Source organism: Gulosibacter sp. 10 (assembly GCF_900163695.1).
Taxonomy (GTDB): domain Bacteria; phylum Actinomycetota; class Actinomycetes; order Actinomycetales; family Microbacteriaceae; genus Gulosibacter.
In genome coordinates this window covers 40,354-56,281 of sequence record NZ_FUIC01000018.1, presented here as the reverse complement: position 1 = coordinate 56,281, position 15,928 = coordinate 40,354, and the positions used below count along the sequence as shown (strand labels likewise).

The following is a 15,928-nucleotide window of genomic DNA, read 5'->3' as shown; positions in this document are numbered from 1 at the left end:
CGACGCCCGCCCGCGGCTACGCCTCCACCCTCCCGACCGCCTGGCCGGCCGCCACGTGCTCCCCTACGGCGACCTCGTGGCGCAGCGCGCCGGAGCGCGGCGCCGGGACGAGCACCTCCGTCTTCATCGCCTCGAGCACCGCGACCGCGGCGCCCTGCTCCACGGCCTCGCCGTCCGCGGCCTTCCACACGGTCAGCACGCCCGAGAACGGCGCCGTCACCGCGTCCTCGGGCGGCGCGGCGCGCTCCTCCGCCGGCTCGGCGGCCTCGAGCGGCGCCGCCGATCCCAGCCCGGTCAGCAGCGACTCCGGCAGGCCGAGCCGCACGCGCTTCCCGTCCACCTCGATCGGCACGCGCACGAGCCGCGGCACCGTCGGCTCGGGCACGGCCTCCGCCGGCGCGAACTCCGCCTCGCACTCCTCCTCGATCCACCGCGTGTGCACGGCGAAGCCGTCGGCCGCGGTGAATGCCGGATCCGCCGTCACGGCCCGGTGGAAGGGCAGCACCGTGGCCACGCCCTCGATCTCGAACTCCGCGAGCGCCCGCCGCGACCTGGCGAGCGCCTCCTCGCGGTCGCGGCCCCACACCACGAGCTTGGCGAGCAGCGAGTCGAAGCCGCCCGGCACCGCCTGCCCCGCCGCGAAGCCCGAGTCGAGGCGCACCCCCTGCCCTGCGGGCGGGTCGAAGCGCTCGAGCGTGCCCGGCGCGGGCAGGAACCCGAGCGCGGGATCCTCGGCGTTGATGCGGAACTCGATCGCGTGCCCGAAGGCGGGGATCCGCTCGGGCACGCGCATCGGCTCGCCCGCGGCGATGCGGAACTGCTCCTGCACGAGGTCGATGCCGGTCACGGCCTCGGTGACGGGATGCTCGACCTGCAGGCGCGTGTTCACCTCGAGGAACGAGAGCGTGCCGTCCTCGCCGAGCAGGAACTCGACGGTCCCGGCGCCCACGTAGCCCGCGGCGGCGCAGAGGCCGGCCGCGGCCTCGTGGATGCGCTCCCGCAGACCCTCGTCGAGGAACGGCGCCGGGGCCTCCTCCACGAGCTTCTGGTTGCGGCGCTGCAGCGAGCAGTCGCGGGTGCCGAGCACGGCGATGCGGCCGTGGCGGTCGCCGAGCACCTGCGCCTCGATGTGCCGGGGCCGGTCGAGGAAGCGCTCGACCAGGCAGTCGCCCCGGCCGAAGGCCGTGGTAGCCTCGCGCACCGCCGACTCGTAGGCCTCCGCGATGCGGCCCCGCTCGCGCACCACGCGCATCCCGCGACCGCCGCCGCCGTGCACGGCCTTGATCACGAGCGGCAGGCCGTGCGCGTCGGCGAAGGCGAGCACCTCCTCGGCGTCCCGCACCGGGCCGTTCGTGCCCGGCGCGAGCGGTGCCCCGACCTCGGCGGCGAGCGCCCGGGCGCGGGCCTTATCCCCCAGCAGCTCGATGGTCTCGGCGTCGGGGCCGATCCACACGAGCCCCGCATCCGCCACGGCGCGGGCGAACCCGGCGTGCTCGGAGAGGAAACCGTAGCCGGGGTGCACCGCATCGGCGCCCGAGCGGCGCGCGATCTCGATCAGTCTCTCGGCGTCGAGATAGGTCTCGGCGGGCTCGGAGCCGCGCAGCGCGTAGGCCTCGTCGGCCAGGCGCACGTGCGGCGCGTCCGCGTCGGGGTCGGCGTAGACCGCCACGGAGCGCAGCCCCGCCTCGCGGGCGGCGCGGATCACCCGCACGGCGATCTCGCCGCGGTTCGCCACCAGGATCGTGTCGAGGGCCATCAGTCCTCCTCCTTCGCAATCGTGAAGCGCACGCGGGCGCCGGGCGGCAGCTGCGCCGCGAGGTCGAGATCGGCGCGGCGCAGGACGCCGATGACGGGATAGCCGCCGGTGAGCGGATGGTCGGCGAGGAAGAGCACCGGCTGCCCGTCCGGCGGCACCTGCAGGGCGCCCGCGGCCATCCCCTCGCTCGGGAGCTCGCGGTCGCGGCGCTCGGCGACCCTCGGCAGGGGCTCCCCCGCGAGCCGCACGCCGACGCGGTCGCTCCGCGGCGTCACCTCCCACGAGGTCGCGGCGAGCCGGCGGAGCCCCTCCTCGCCGAACCAGTCCTCGCGCGGGCCCGGCACCACCGCGAGCTCCGCCCCCTCGCCCGGCGCGGGAAGCGCCGGGCCGGGTTCGGGGACGCCCACGGCGCTCCGCGGCGCCTCCCCCGCGAACACCCGATCGCCCGCGGCGAGCGGCTCGGGGCCGAGGCCCGCGAGGGTGTCGCGCGAGGCGCTGCCGAGCACCAGCGGCGCCCGCACCCCGCCGCGGACGGCGAGCACCGTCCTGATGCCGCGCTCGGGCCCCTCGAGCCGCAGCCGCTCCCCCGCGTCGATGCGGAAGGGGCGATCCATCGGCGCCGCGCGGCGGCCGAGGGGCCCCTCGATGCATCCCGGCCGGGGCGCGCCCGCGAGCGCGAGGACCGCGGTGGCGAGCGCTGCGGCGGAGAATCCTCCCGGCCCGAGCTCGAGCGCCGCCGCGCGCCCGGCGTTGCCGACCATGCGGTTGGCGCGCTCGAGCGCGCCGCGGTCGGCGGCGCCGGATGCGCTGACGCCGAGCCGCGCGTGCCCCGCACGGCCCGCGTCCTGCACAAGCGCCTGCAGGCCCGGATCCTCGATCTCGAGCACCGGCGCGCCCTCGGCCTGCCCGCCGCTCGGCAGGGACGCGGCGGGCTCCCGGGCCGCGGCGATGCGCTCGCGCCGCGGCTCGAACCGCACGGGAGCGCCGGGCAGGAGCGCCGCGGGCGGCTCGCGGTCAAGATCCCACATCGCGCGATCGGTGCGGCCGATGAGCCGCCAGCCACCGGGGCTCTCGCGCGGGTACACGCCGGAGAACGAGCCGGCGAGCCCCACCGCGCCGGCCGGGATGCGCGGCCGCGGGGTATCCCGCCGCGGCACGACGAGCGCGGGATCGCCGCCCGCGAGATAGGCGAATCCGGGCGCGAAGCCCGTGAAGGCCACCGTGTAGCGCGCCGCGACGTGGCGGGCGACGACCTGCTCGACGCTCAGGCCCGTGAGCCCGGACACCTCGTCGAGGTCGGCCCCGTCGTAGACCACCGGCAGCACGGTCTCCTCCTGCGCATCCCGGGGCCGCGAGCCGTCCGCCGCCTCGGCGAGCCACCGCCCGAGCGCCGAGGCGAAGCGCCCCGGATGCCGCGCGGCCCCGCCGCGCACCAGCACGGTCTCGGCGGCGGGCACGAGCTCGGCCTCCCCGAGCCCGCCCGCCTCGCGGACGGCCTCCAGCGCGCCGAAGACCGCGAGCGCGCGCTCGAGGCTGCCGCAGTCGAGCAGCAGCGCGTCCTCGCCCACGGCGCGGACGGCGGGCGCGCCGGCGGATTCCCCGCGGCCGCTCATCGCCGGACCGCGAAGGGCGCGAGCGAGACCCCGGACTGCACCAGCCGGTCGCGCACCGACGTCGCGATCGCCACGGCGCCCGCGCTGTCGCCGTGCACGCAGATCGACTCCGCCTCGACCCGTACCGCGCTGCCGTCCCTGGCCTCGACGACGCCCTCGCGCACGAGCCGCAGCATCCGCTCCGCCACGAGCCCGGGATCGTGCAGCACCGCGCCCTCGTCGCGCCGCGGGACGAGCGCGCCGGTGGGCTCGTAGGCGCGGTCCGCGAAGGCCTCGGGCACCGCGCGGAGGCCGAGGCCGCGCGCCTGCTCGACGAGCTGGGAGCCCGCGAGGCACACGAGCGGCAGCGCGGGGTCCACGCCGCGGATCGCCCGGATGACGGCCTCGGCCTGCCGCTCGTCGAAGGCGATGCGGTTGTAGAGCGCGCCGTGGGGCTTCACGTAGACGACCTCGGTGCCGACCATGCGCGCGAGCGCCTGCAGCGCCCCGATCTGGTAGCCCACATCGGCCTCGAGCTCCTCGTCGTCGGGGTCCATCGGACGCCGGCCGAAGCCCTGCAGGTCGGGGTAGGAGACGTGGGCGCCGACGCTCACGCCGCGCTCGGCCGCGGCCCGGAGGGTCGCGAGCATGGTGCGCGAGTCGCCCGCGTGGAAGCCGCAGGCCACGTTGGCGCTCGAGACGATGTCGAGCATCCGCTCGTCGTCGCCCATGCGCCAGGCGCCGTAGTGCTCGCCGAGATCGCTGTTCAGGTCCATCCGCATCGCCCGCCTCCCATCGCCGTCGATCCCACCAGTCTCGCAAGCCGGCGGGGCGAGCGCATCCAGCTCCGCGATCCGCGCCTTGGAAACGGCTGTGCAGTTGGTTGACTTATATCAACTACCGGCATATGGTTGACCTTCGTCAACTACCTGCCGCCCGCGACGTCCGCCCCGGAAGTCGCGGGCGGCCTTGATCTCGAAGGACATTCCCCACACATGACGCAGACGCAAGAAGCTGCTGCCCCGCGCACCGAGAGCATCCTCACGGGCCGCGCGAAGGGCCTCGCCCTCACGGGCCTCTTCATGAGCATGGCCGTGTCCATGCTGGCGATGTCCGTGGTCGGCACCTCGATGCCGATCATCATCGCGGACATCGGCGGCACGCAGGCCGCCTTCACCTGGGTGATGACCGCGACCATGCTCGCGAGCGCCATCACCACCCCCATCTGGGGCAAGCTCGCCGACCTCACCAACAAGAAGGTGCTGCTGCAGCTCGCCCTCGTCGTCTTCGTGCTCGGCTCGATGGCCGCGGGCCTCGCGACCGACCCGACCTGGCTCATCGCCTCGCGCGTGCTGCAGGGCATCGGCGCCGGCGGGCTCGGCGCGCTCGGCCAGATCGTGATGGCCGAGATCATCAGCCCGCGCGAGCGCGGCAAGTACATGGGCATCATGGGCGCCATCATGGCGGTCTCCACCGTCGGCGGCCCGCTGCTCGGCGGCTGGATCACCGACTCGCTCGGCTGGCGCTGGAACTTCTACGTGGCCGTGCCGATCGCGATCGTCGCCATCATCTTCCTGCAGCGCACGCTGCACCTGCAGACCGAGAAGCGCAAGGTCACGATCGACTACTGGGGCGCCGTGCTCATCTCGGCGGGCTTCTCGAGCCTGCTCATCTGGGTGACCCTCGGCGGCAACGAGTTCGACTGGGTGTCGTGGGAGACCCTGCTCATGGTCGGCGGCGGCGTCATCGCCCTGATCATCGCGGTGCTCGTGGAGCTGCGCGCCGAGGAGCCGCTGCTGCCCATGCACCTGTTCAAGAACCGCACGTTCACGATGTCGGTGATCGCGAGCCTCGCCGTCGGCCTCGCCATGTTCGGCACCTCCGTGTTCCTGGGGCAGTACATGCAGCTCGCCCGCGGCAAGAGCCCGACCGAGTCCGGCCTGCTCACGATCCCGATGATGGCCGGCGTGCTGCTCGCCTCGACCCTCGTGGGCCAGCTCATCTCCCGCACGGGCAAGTGGAAGCGCTACATGGTGGCCGGCTCGTTCATCCTGTTCGCGGGGCTCCTGATGATGGGGCAGCTGCGCTACGACACCTCGTTCTGGTACGTGGGCGTGTCGATGTTCATCCTCGGCGCGGGCGTGGGCATGTGCATGCAGAACCTCGTCCTCGTGGTGCAGAACACGGTCTCGCCGAACGAGATCGGCGTCTCGAGCTCGGCGGTCACCTTCTTCCGCACCATCGGCGGCACCGCCGGCATGTCCGCGATGGGCGCGATGCTCTCCCAGCAGATCGTGAGCTTCATCACCGACGGCCTCGACCGGCTCGCCAAGACCGATCCCGCCGCGATGGCGGGGGCCGAGGCGCTGCAGGGCGGCGCGATCCCCAAGCTGGCCGACCTGACGGAGCCCATCCGGCTGGTCGTGGAGGAGGCCTACGGGCACGGCATCGGGGACGTGTTCCTCGCCGCCTCGCCGGTCGCGATCATCGCGATCATCGCGATCGCCTGCATCCCGAACATCCCGCTGAGCTCCAAGAGCGCTGCGGAGCAGCGCGCGGCGCTCAAGCGCGACGCCGCGGCCGAGTAGGCTCGAAGCGATGGACCAGCACCCTTCGAGAGACGACCGCATCGCCGAGATCATCGCGGAGTTCTCGGAGGTGTTCGCCGCCTCGCGCGCCAACTGGGCCCGCTACGCCGAGGAGGTGCATCCCGACCTCCGCGGCACGTCGATGCTCATCCTCCAGATCGTGCTGCGCAAGGCGCCCGTGACGGCGACCGAGCTCAGCCAGATCCTCGAGATGGACAAGGCCACCGTGAGCCGGCAGGTGTCGAAGCTCCGCGAGCTCGGGCTCGTCGAAGCCGAGCCCTCCGAGGAGGACCGGCGGGTGACGGTGCTGACCGTGAGCGAGAGCGCGAGCGAGCTGCTGCAGCGCATCCGCGAGCGCTGGGCGCGCTCCTACCACGAGCGCTTCGTCGGCTGGGATCTCGAGGAGCTCGCGCGGCTGCAGGAGGCGCTGCGGCGCTTCAACGAGTCCGCCGAGGTGTTGGAGGACGGCCCCGCCCGACGCTGCACCCGCGGGGCGGATGGCGCCCGGGCCGCGGACTGACCGACCCGCTCGGGACGCCCGGCCGTCAGCGGAGCTTGCGGGCGAGCCTGCACCAGTCCGCGAGCCGCCGCCCGCCGGCCTCGCGGCCGAGCTCGTGCCGCGCCTCCGGATGGGCGCGGTACCAGCGCAGGGCCGAGTACAGCGCGTCGGTCGGCACCGAGTAGCCTCCGGCGGGGATCAGCTGCGCATCGCCGCGGATCCCCGCCTCCGGGGACAGCTCGAGCCGGAACACCGGTGCCATCCCGTCGCGGATCGCATCGGGCCGCACGGCGAGGATGTGCGCCCACGCGATCTCCGCGTCGTATCCGGGCACCCGCACGAGCACCTCGCGCTCCCCCAGCGCGACGCCCTCCGGGCGGCGGCTGAGGGCGCCGCCGCGCCACTTGCGGGTCGCGTGCTGCCGCGCGAGCCAGCCGCCGATGCCGGCGAGGACCGCCGACCCGGCCGCTGCGAGGAGCAGCGTGCCGGTCGACACGTCGTCCGCGGCCCGCGGCACCAGGCCGAGCAGCTGCAGCAGCGCCGTGGCCGAGATGAGCGCCATGCCCAGCGCGAAGAGCGCGGCGCAGACGACCAGCGGGTACGGGAGCGCGCGCATCCTCGCGAGATGCACCCGCGCATCCGGCGGAGGCTCGTCCGAATCGGCCCATACGGCGGCGTCGCGGAGCACGAAGTCCTGCACGTCCGCGCGGTTGGCGAAGCCGACGCCGATGCCGCCCAGGCCGAGCGCGAGCGAGAACCAGCCCACGCCGATCGCGACGAGCCAGTCGCCCTCGAGAGCGTTGGTCACGACGACGTACCCGCCCCAGATCAGCACGAGGATGCCGATCGGAACCGTCAGCCACGGGTAGCGCCGGGCGCCCATGCCCCGCCCGTACCGTTCGAATCCCTCGACCATCCCGTCCGCTCCCCTCGCAAGCCGGGGCGGCGGACCGGCATCCGCCGCTCGGGCATCCCTCCCTCGGAATCCCCCTCCATCGTAGTGTTGTGCGGGAGGAGCCGCCCGTCGCCGGTCCTCGGGGAGGATCATGGACGCGAAACGAGACCTGCGGGAGGTGCTGCGGCGAGGGCTCTCGCTCGATCTGCGCCGGCACGGGCCCGCGGAGCCGCTCGTGGACGCGCCCCTGCGCAAGTCGGCGGTGCTCATGCTCTTCGGCCCCTCGCCCGAACCGTCGGCCGGCGCCTCCGGCTCCGCGAGCGGCGGCGACGGCCTCGACGTGCTGCTCACCCGGCGCTCGCCGCGGATGCGGCACCATCCCGGGCAGATCGCCTTCCCCGGCGGCGGAATCGAGCCCGCCGACGACGGGCCGGAGGCGGCGGCGCTCCGCGAGGCCGCGGAGGAGACGGGCGTGGATCCGCACGGCATCGAGATGCTCGGCTCGCTGCCAGAGGTGTATCTGCCGGTCAGCAACAACCTCGTGACGCCCGTACTCGGCTGGTGGCGCACCCCGGGCGAGACCGTCGCGGATGCGCGCGAGACCGTCGAGGTCGCCCGCGTGTCCGTGGCGCGGCTGCTCGATCCCGGCTGCCGCGGCACCTCGGTGCTCGAGTTCGGCGGTGCCGTGCACCGCGGCCCCGCCTTCCGATTCCGGCAGCACGACGAGGACCGGATCGTCTGGGGCTTCACCGGTATCCTGCTCTCCACGGTCTTCGAGCTGGCCGGCTGGGAGCGGCCGTGGGATGCGTCGCGCATCATCCCGGTCGCGCGCTGAGCCCGGCCGCCTGCGCGGCCGGCCCTATGCCGTCGGGTCCGCCTCGGCCGCCGAAGTGCCCGACACCGCCGCGCTGCGGAAGCGCGGGTGCAGCAGCACGAAGAGCGCGACCATCCCCATGAGGACGGCTCCGACGAGGATGGGCAGCGGCGGCCAGAGCCCGTAGAGCGCGGTGCTCGCGGTCGGCGCGACCACGAAGGTGAGGCCGTTCGTCGCGCCGATGAGCCCGGCCAGGCCGCCCTGCTCCTCCCTGCTCATCAGGAGCGTGGGGCCCGCCGTGTAGCCGGGCATCGCGATGCCGAGGCCGAGACCGATGAGCAGGATCGCGAGGATCAGCGGCCACGCGCCGAGGTCCGGCACGAGCAGCGCGAACCCGGCGCAGGCGACGACCGTGCCGACCCGCAGCAGCGCGGCGGGCGACCAGCCGCTGCGGGGGACGATGACGCTCTGCGCCGCCACCATGCCGATGCCGGCGGCGAGCAGGGATCCGCCGGTCACGACGCCGGTGAGCTCGGCCGAGAGCGCCAGCCTGTCCTGCACGACGAAGCCGATGAGCACCTGCATGAATCCCAGCGCCGTGAACATCCCGAAGCCCGCGAGCAGGAAGGGCCAGACGCGGCGGTCGGTCGGGCTGACCCGGGCCGGCTCCGGGATGAGCTCGTGCCGCGGCTCGCGCCGCAGCCGGACCGCGACCAGTACGAGCCCGAATACGAGCAGCACCGGCACGACCGCGATCGGCGCGAGCATCCCGAAGCCCGCGAGCGCGCCGCCCACGACCGCGCCCCCGATCATGGCCACGCCCTGGACGGCGCCGACCCCGGCCATACCCTTGGTGCGGGCGGCCTCGTCGGCCGTCACATCGGCGATGTACGCCTGCGCCGTGGGGGCGATCGCCGCCAGCGCCGAGCCGAACCCGACGCCCCGCAGCAGGACGAACAGCAGGAAGAGCGCCGCCGTCGGCAGCAGCGCCCGCATCCCCGCGGCGGCGACGACCGCGAATCCGGCCATCGCGGCGGCGGCCAGGCCGAGCGCAGCGAGGAGCACCGGCTTCCGGCCCCAGGACTGCGAGCGGCGGCCCCAGAACTGGCTGCTGACGACGACCATGATCGCGGCGACGCTGATCGTCGCCCCGATCTGCCACTCGCTCAGCCCCACTTCGCGGGCCAGGGGCGCGATGACGGGGTTGAGCGTCATCTGCCCGAGATAGGCGAGGAACACCGTCGTCAGCAGCAGCGGGATCTGCGGCCGCGGCTCCCGGGCCGCGGAGTCGGTTCCGGTCATACGGGTTCCTTCCTGATTCGTTCCGCGCCGGCGCCGGCGCCGGAGGCCGGCCTGAGCACGAGCCGGCGGTCGGCCGCGAGGGCGAGCAGGTCGTCGTCGTGGCTGATGAGCAGGACCACGGCGCCGTCGGCGGCCACGGCGCGGATCTGGTCCGAGATGGACTGCAGATGTCGTCGGTCCACGCCCGAGCTGGGCTCGTCGAAGACGACGATCCGCCGCCCGGCGACCCGGACCGCGGCCACGACGAGCCGCTGCTGCTGCCCGCCCGAGAGGGAGAGCGGATGGCGTTCCGCGAGCTGCTCGAGATCGAGCGCCTCGAGCACCTCGCGCGTGTCGATCGTCTCCGCGGCGCCGCTCGCCGCGAGCTCGATCTCGGCCGCCACGCTGTCGGTGAACAGCTGCCGCTGCACATCCTGCATGACGATCGCGCTCGCGCGCTGCCGCGCCCGGGGCGAGAGCGCCCTGCCGTCGAGGCGCACCCTCCCGGTGCTGCGCTGCAGGCCGGTCACGACCCGGGCGAGGGTGGTCTTGCCCGCGCCGTTGATCCCGCGGATCGCGGTGACCGCTCCGGCGGGGAACGCGACGCCGTCGAGGTCGAGCACGAGGCGACCGCCGAGCCGGCAGCGCACCCCCTCGAGCTCGAGCGCGCGCGTCGCGGCCTCGCCCGCCTCCGGCCCGGCGGCGGTGCTCGCGCCGCCGTCCCCCTCCGCGACGCTCGCGCCGCCGGCCGGCAGCGCGGGTAGGTCGACGCGCCGCGGCTCGCCGCGGAGCCCCTCCCGCGCGAGATCGGCGTCGGGCACGGCGCGGAACTCCTCGGCGCTCCAGACGACGTCGATCCGGCCCTCGCGCATGACGACGACCCGGTCGACGAGCTCCTGCAGGTAGCGCAGCCGGTGCTCGGCCACCACGATCGTGACGCCCCGCGCCTTCAGCTCCCCGAGCCGTCGGACGAGGCGCGCCACCGCGTCGGCGGAGAGGTTCGAGCTGGGCTCGTCGAGCAGCAGGATGCGCGGCCGGTGCGCGGTGGCCGCGGCGATGGCGACCTGCTGCTGCTGACCGCCTGAGAGATGCTGCAGCTTCGAGCCCGTGGGCACGCCCCCGGCGAGCGTCTCGAGGGCCGTCGCGACGCGGGCGCGGATCTCCTCGCTCGGGACGCCGAAGTTCTCCATCGCGAAGGCGATCTCCTCGGGCGCGGTGTCGGCGAAGAACTGCCGCCTGGGGTGCTGCAGCACGGTGCCGGTGACGAGCCCGATCTCGTCGAGCTCGGCAGCGGCGGTCGCGAGCCCGTCCACGCGGACGGCGCCGGTGAGCGCGCCCTCGTCGTGGAAGTGCGGGACGAGGCCGTTCATGAGCCGGAGCGCGGTGGACTTGCCGGAACCGCTCGCGCCGCACAGGATGACGAACTCCCCTGCGCCGATCTGCAGCGAGAGCTCGCGCAGGCTCGGCGCATCGGCGTGCGGGTAGGTCCAGGAGACGTCCTCGATGCGGATCGTCCCGGCAGGGGGCTCGGCGGAGTGCTCGGGGATCATGTCAGCGGAGAGGGCAGGGCCAGGGCCGCGGCCGCGAGCGCCGCGACGACGAGCAGGAGGACGAGGTCCGACGCGCCGAAGCGCGGCGGGTGCATGGCCGTGGGGATTCTGCGGGAGCCGAGGCCGCGGAGGATCGCGGAGGCCGAGAGGTCCTCGCTCGACCGCAGGCTGGCCGCGATCATCGGGACCGCGAACCGCTCGACGGTGAGGATCGGATGGCGCAGGACGCCGTGCGCGCCCGCGAGCCCGCGCAGCTTCATCGCGTCGAGCACGGCGGCGGCCTCGGTCGCGACGACCGGGAAGAAGCGCAGCATCACGGCGAGGGTCACCGAGATGGCGCGCGGCATCCGCCACGCCCTGAGCCCGGCGGAGAGCTGCGTCGGCGAGGTCGTGCCGAGCACGTGCATCCCGACGCCGATCGCCGCGACGAAGCGCAGCATGTACGCGCAGGCGAGCGACACGATCGCGGTGAGCGGGTTCGCCCACCACATCGGCAGCAGCCATCCCAGCGCGAGCATCGCGGCGGCGGTCGCGGGCAGTCCGATCGCCCGGCCCCAGGCCCGCTCCCGGACGGCCAGGCCGATGCCGAGCAGCAGCACGGCCGGGACGAACCGCAGGCCGCCCGGACTCATCACGACGATGCTGCAGGCGACTACGAGCAGGAGCTTGGCCCGCGGGTCCAGCCCTGCCCGGACGGCCAAGACGGCTCTCCGCTCAGGCAAGTCCGGCCCGGGCGAAGTGCTTGCGGAGCAGCCGGGTGCCCAGGAGCGCGCCGAGGAACCCGCAGAGCACCGTGAGGACGACCATGCCGAGCACCGCCGGCACGGTGACGGTCTCGTTGAACGCGGCGACGTACTCCGCGCCCATCGCCGTCATGCCGTTCGAGCGCAGGTACTCCTCGCGGTCGAGGAAGAGCGGGATCCAGGGGCCGAGGAACCACGCGGAGAACGCCGTGTATGCCCAGATCGCGGCCCAGGCGGACCGGTACCCGCCGGCGCGGAGGATGAGCTCGGCAAGCACCGAGAGGCCGATCGTCAGGAGCGTGCTCGCCCAGGGGTGCCCGACCATCAGGTACAGCAGGCCGACGACGAGCCCGAACAGCGCGACCGGGCCCGCGTGGCGCACCCGGGTGAGGAAGAGCATGTAGGGGATTCCCGCCGCGATCGCCGAGAGCGGCAGTGTGAGCAGCATCGCGATCGGACTGATGATCCCCAGCATGGCGATCACGAACACGATCACGAAGTAGATCACCGCGAAGATCGCGACGTTGAGGAGGTCTCTGGCCGTGAAGCGCGTGGCGCGTGCACGTGCGCTCCCATCGTGCTTCGCGGCGCCCGGGGCGGTCTGCTCGGTCATCGTGCCTTCCTCTCGTTCTCCGTAATGTCAGAGCGCTCCCCGCCTGCGAGCTGCCAGCCCGCGGCGTCGACGCGCTCGCGCCAGTAACCCGCATAGGCGCCGCCCGCGGCCAGGAGCTCGTCGTGCGTGCCCGCCTCGCGGATGCCGCCCTCGCCGTCGAGCATCACGATGCGGTCGGCCGTCATGATGGTCTGCAGGCGGTGCGCGACCACGACGAGCGTGCGGTCCGGCCGGATCGCGTCCACGGCCTCGCCGATGGCGATCTCGTTGCCGATGTCGAGCGCCGCGGTGGCCTCGTCGAGGAGCACGATGGGCGCGTCTTTGAGCAGCGCGCGGGCGATGGAGATGCGCTGGCGCTCGCCCCCGGAGAGGTTCGAGCCGCCCTCGCCGACACGGGCGTCCCAGCCGCCGGGAAGGCGCGCGGCGATCTCGTCGACCCGCGCCCTGGTCGCGGCCGCGACGACCTCCTCGCGGCCGAGGCCGGGGTTGCCGATCCACACGTTGTTGAGGATCGTGTCGTCGAACAGGTACACATCCTGGAAGACCGGCGCCACCGCGCCCTCGACGACGTCCGTGCCGAGCTCGGGCAGCGGCACGCCGCCGATCGACACCGTGCCCGCCTCGGGGTCGTAGAAGCGGGCGATGAGCTTCGTGATCGTCGTCTTGCCCGACCCCGAGGGGCCGACGATCGCGGTCATCCGGCCCGAGGGCGCCGTGAACGAGAGGTCGCGGAGCACCGGCTCGCCGCCGTAGCCGAAGGCCACGCGGTCGAACTCGACGCCCCAGTCGGCGGGCTCTCCGGGCCGCTCCGGCTCGGGCAGCGCCTCGACCGCGGCGAGGGCGTCGAGCTGGTCGATCGTGGTCTTGGCCACCGAGACGCCGCCGCCGAGGTCCCCGGCCTGCACGATCGGCTCGTTGAAGCGCACGCCGAGCACGAGCAGCGCGATGAGCGTGGGGATGTCGACGCTGCCGCCGAGCGCGAGGAGCGCGCCGAGGACGAGCACGACCGTGATCGACAGCTGCACGATGCCGGCGAACGCGGCGATGCCCGCCCCGCCGGTGACGAGCATCCCCCGGTAGACGCGGTGCTGGTGCTGCAGCGCGTCCTCGACGAGGCGGTCGGCGATGGACGCGTCTCCCGCCGTGCGCAGCGCGGGCTGGGCGCGCGCGAACTCGATGACGCGGCTCGAGGCGTCGGCGACGGCCCGGGAGTGCTCGGCATCGCCCTCGCCGATCTTCCGGCTGAGCCAGCGGTAGCCGAGGGCGATCACCGGCACCATCGCGGTCATGGCCAGCGCGAGCCGCCAGTCGAAGAACCACATGCCCGCGAGCACGGTGGCCGGGGTGATGAAGCCGACGAGGATCTGCCGCAGGATCGCATAGGGCATGGTCGACACGAACATCGCGCCCTGCGTCGCGATCCCGGTGATCAGGCCGGTGCGGTCCGCCCCGAACCAGGCGACCGGCAGCTCGACGAGCCGGTCGCCCAGGCGTGTGATCAGCGAGTCGAGCACGGCGCCGCTGGCCTTCATCCCGAGCTGGCTCGCGCACCACGCCGAGATCGCGTAGAGCGCGGCGAGGACCACGGCCGCGAGCGTCCAGCGCCCCGCGAGCTCCCCGTCTCCGGCGAAGAACGCGCGCAGCAGCGGCACGAGCATGAGGAAGGCGCCGCCCTGCAGCACCGCGGTGGCGACGACGAACGCGAGCTCGGCGATGACCAGCCGGCGGGCCTCGGGCGAGCAGTAGTGGAGCATACGACGGATCACGATGCGGCTCCTTCCGGGAGCGAACGGGCGTGGTTGGCCTGGTAGTCGGCCCACATGCGGGCGAAGCGCCCCCCCCCTGCGGCGACGAGCTCGGCGTGGGTGCCGCGCTCGACGATGCGACCGTCGTCGAGCACGAGGATCTGGTCGGCGCCGGTGATGGTGTGCAGGCGATGGGCGATCACGAGCACGGTGCGGTCGGCGGCGAGCGTCGACAGCGCCTGCTGGATCGCCGCCTCCGAGTCGGGGTCGGCGAAGGCCGTGGCCTCGTCGAGCACGAGCACCGGGGCGTCGGCGAGCAGCGCGCGGGCGATCGTCACCCGCTGCGCCTCGCCGCCGGAGAGGTTCGCGTCCTCGCCGACGACCGAATCGTAGCCGCGGGGGAAGCGGAGGATGCGCGCGTGGATCTGCGCCGCGCGGGCCGCGGCCTCCACCTCGTCATCGCTCGCGTCGGGCCGGGTGAGGCGGATGTTGTCGCGCAGGCTCGCGCGCAGCAGCTGCACGTCCTGGAACACGAACCCGACCTCCCGGTAGAGCCCGTCCCCGGTGATCTCGCGCACGTCCGCGCCGCCGATCGCGACCCGGCCGGCGTCGGCGTCGTAGAAGCGGGGCACGAGCTTCGCGAGCGTGGACTTGCCCGAGCCGGATGCGCCGACGAGAGCGGTGACGGTGCCGGGCGCGCAGGCGGCGCCGATCTCGTGCAGCACCGGGTGCTCGGCGTCGTAGCCGAACGAGACCGCGTCGAGCGCGACGTCATGCCCCTGCGGCGCGCGCGGCGCATCCGTCTGCGGCACCGGCGGCAGGGCGAAGAACGCCGAGAGCGCCTTCCGGGCGTTCGTCGCGTTGCGCAGGAACTGTCCCGAGGCCCCGAGCTTCATGAGCGGCCCGGTGAGCCCGAGTCCCAGCAGCAGGCCCGGCAGCACGTCGATCGGCGCCGCGGCGCCCGCGTTCACCAGCCAGAGGCCCGCGGCGAGCAGCCAGACCAGCACCACGACCGGGGAGGTCACGATCTCGATGATCGTGAAGGCCACCGCGGTCTCCGCCGTCCACTCGCCCACGAAGCGGACGTACCGCTTCGTCTCGTCGCGGTAGCGGCGGTGGCTGCGGCCCAGCTGCCCGAAGCGCTTGACCACGGCGATGCCCTGCACGAACTCCACGGTCGCCCCCGCGAGCGCCGAGGTCGCCTCGTCGTACTGCCGGTACTTCTCCGCGCTGCCCCGCATGAGCACGGGGTAGAGGAGCACCGTGACGATGAGCGGCACCAGCGCCGCGAGCGCCATCTGCCACTGCACGACGAAGAGGTAGACCAGGCTGATGACCGGCACCGCGACCGCGGTGAGCACCTCCTGGATGGTGTGCGCGACGAGCTGGTGCAGGGCGGTGACGTCCGATTCGACCAGCTTCCGCACGGTGCCCGAGGAGCGCTGGTCGAACCAGCCCAGCGGCAGGCGCTGGAGGTGCCGGACGATCCGCCGCCGCAGCGACAGCTGCAGGCGCGCGTCCGCGAAGTGCCCCACGGCGCCGGCGCCGAACGCCGTGCCGACGTTCACGAACAGGGCGACCACCGCGATGATCACGATGCCCCATACGCGGCCGGCGTCGATCGGCTGCCCGTCGAGCGCGGGCAGCAGCGTGCGGGCGAGCTCGACGATCGCGATGAACGGCACGACGCCGCTCGCCGCGCCGACGAGGCTCAGCACGACGATGCTCGCGAGGCTCCCCTTCACGGGCTCGAAGAACGACTCCTCGCCCTTCGCCCACTCGGAACCCGGATTCCTGGAATCGGAAGCCATACGCCGCCCCTCACTGATTCGATCGCACGGTTATTGATAAC

The 15,928-nt window shown here is 73.9% G+C and carries 13 protein-coding genes; 3 read left to right on the top strand and 10 right to left on the bottom strand.

What is annotated here, in order from left to right; translation table 11 throughout:
• Window positions 1–16: 16 nt before the first annotated feature.
• The 3 genes from FM112_RS07515 to FM112_RS07505 are packed head-to-tail and all read right to left on the bottom strand — an operon-like array spanning window position 17 to window position 4,130.
• Window positions 17–1,756 carry a biotin carboxylase N-terminal domain-containing protein gene (locus FM112_RS07515; protein ID WP_087005889.1) on the bottom strand — a complete coding sequence of 580 codons (1,740 nt, stop codon included), beginning with the start codon at window positions 1,754–1,756 and terminating at the stop codon, window positions 17–19.
• Window positions 1,756–3,369 (bottom strand): 5-oxoprolinase/urea amidolyase family protein, encoded by a 1,614-nt coding sequence (locus FM112_RS07510; protein WP_087005886.1) that lies wholly within the window; start codon window positions 3,367–3,369, stop codon window positions 1,756–1,758. The genes FM112_RS07515 and FM112_RS07510 overlap by 1 nt, the downstream gene beginning before the upstream one ends.
• On the bottom strand, window positions 3,366–4,130 hold the full coding sequence (locus FM112_RS07505; RefSeq protein WP_087005883.1) for a LamB/YcsF family protein: 765 nt from the start codon (window positions 4,128–4,130) through the stop codon (window positions 3,366–3,368). The genes FM112_RS07510 and FM112_RS07505 overlap by 4 nt, the downstream gene beginning before the upstream one ends.
• A gap of 213 nt (window positions 4,131–4,343) precedes the next feature.
• Between FM112_RS07505 and FM112_RS07500 the strand changes: the two genes are divergently transcribed.
• Both FM112_RS07500 and FM112_RS07495 read left to right on the top strand, forming a co-directional pair.
• Entirely contained in the window at window positions 4,344–5,936 is a 1,593-nt protein-coding gene (locus FM112_RS07500) for a DHA2 family efflux MFS transporter permease subunit (RefSeq protein WP_087005880.1), read from the top strand.
• 10 nt (window positions 5,937–5,946) lie between these two features.
• Window positions 5,947–6,456 carry a MarR family winged helix-turn-helix transcriptional regulator gene (locus FM112_RS07495; protein ID WP_087005876.1) on the top strand — a complete coding sequence of 170 codons (510 nt, stop codon included), beginning with the start codon at window positions 5,947–5,949 and terminating at the stop codon, window positions 6,454–6,456.
• 25 nt (window positions 6,457–6,481) lie between these two features.
• Here the strand turns inward: FM112_RS07495 and FM112_RS07490 are convergent, their stop codons facing one another.
• Entirely contained in the window at window positions 6,482–7,351 is an 870-nt protein-coding gene (locus FM112_RS07490; RefSeq protein ID WP_087005873.1) for a hypothetical protein, read from the bottom strand.
• A 130-nt stretch (window positions 7,352–7,481) separates the two neighbouring features.
• On the opposite strand from FM112_RS07490, the gene FM112_RS07485 reads away from it, so the two are divergent.
• Complete coding sequence (locus FM112_RS07485; RefSeq protein WP_087005870.1) at window positions 7,482–8,165, top strand: CoA pyrophosphatase; 684 nt, start codon at window positions 7,482–7,484, stop codon at window positions 8,163–8,165.
• Between the two features lie 24 nt (window positions 8,166–8,189).
• Here FM112_RS07485 and FM112_RS07480 read toward each other — a convergent pair whose 3' ends face one another.
• The 6 genes from FM112_RS07480 to FM112_RS07455 are packed head-to-tail and all read right to left on the bottom strand — an operon-like array spanning window position 8,190 to window position 15,887.
• Window positions 8,190–9,446 (bottom strand): MFS transporter, encoded by a 1,257-nt coding sequence (locus tag FM112_RS07480; RefSeq protein ID WP_087005867.1) that lies wholly within the window; start codon window positions 9,444–9,446, stop codon window positions 8,190–8,192.
• Complete coding sequence (locus tag FM112_RS07475; RefSeq protein WP_087005864.1) at window positions 9,443–10,975, bottom strand: ATP-binding cassette domain-containing protein; 1,533 nt, start codon at window positions 10,973–10,975, stop codon at window positions 9,443–9,445. Before FM112_RS07475 ends, FM112_RS07480 begins: the two co-directional genes overlap by 4 nt.
• Window positions 10,972–11,676 carry an energy-coupling factor transporter transmembrane component T gene (locus FM112_RS07470; protein WP_254910407.1) on the bottom strand — a complete coding sequence of 235 codons (705 nt, stop codon included), beginning with the start codon at window positions 11,674–11,676 and terminating at the stop codon, window positions 10,972–10,974. Before FM112_RS07470 ends, FM112_RS07475 begins: the two co-directional genes overlap by 4 nt.
• Before the next feature lie 13 nt (window positions 11,677–11,689).
• On the bottom strand, window positions 11,690–12,331 hold the full coding sequence (locus tag FM112_RS07465; RefSeq protein ID WP_087005858.1) for an MptD family putative ECF transporter S component: 642 nt from the start codon (window positions 12,329–12,331) through the stop codon (window positions 11,690–11,692).
• Window positions 12,328–14,097, bottom strand: coding sequence for an ABC transporter ATP-binding protein (locus FM112_RS07460; protein WP_087005855.1), 1,770 nt, complete (start codon window positions 14,095–14,097; stop codon window positions 12,328–12,330). The genes FM112_RS07465 and FM112_RS07460 overlap by 4 nt, the downstream gene beginning before the upstream one ends.
• Window positions 14,094–15,887: an ABC transporter ATP-binding protein gene (locus tag FM112_RS07455; RefSeq protein WP_087005852.1), complete on the bottom strand. Its 1,794-nt coding sequence runs from the start codon at window positions 15,885–15,887 to the stop codon at window positions 14,094–14,096. Before FM112_RS07455 ends, FM112_RS07460 begins: the two co-directional genes overlap by 4 nt.
• Window positions 15,888–15,928 lie beyond the last annotated feature (41 nt).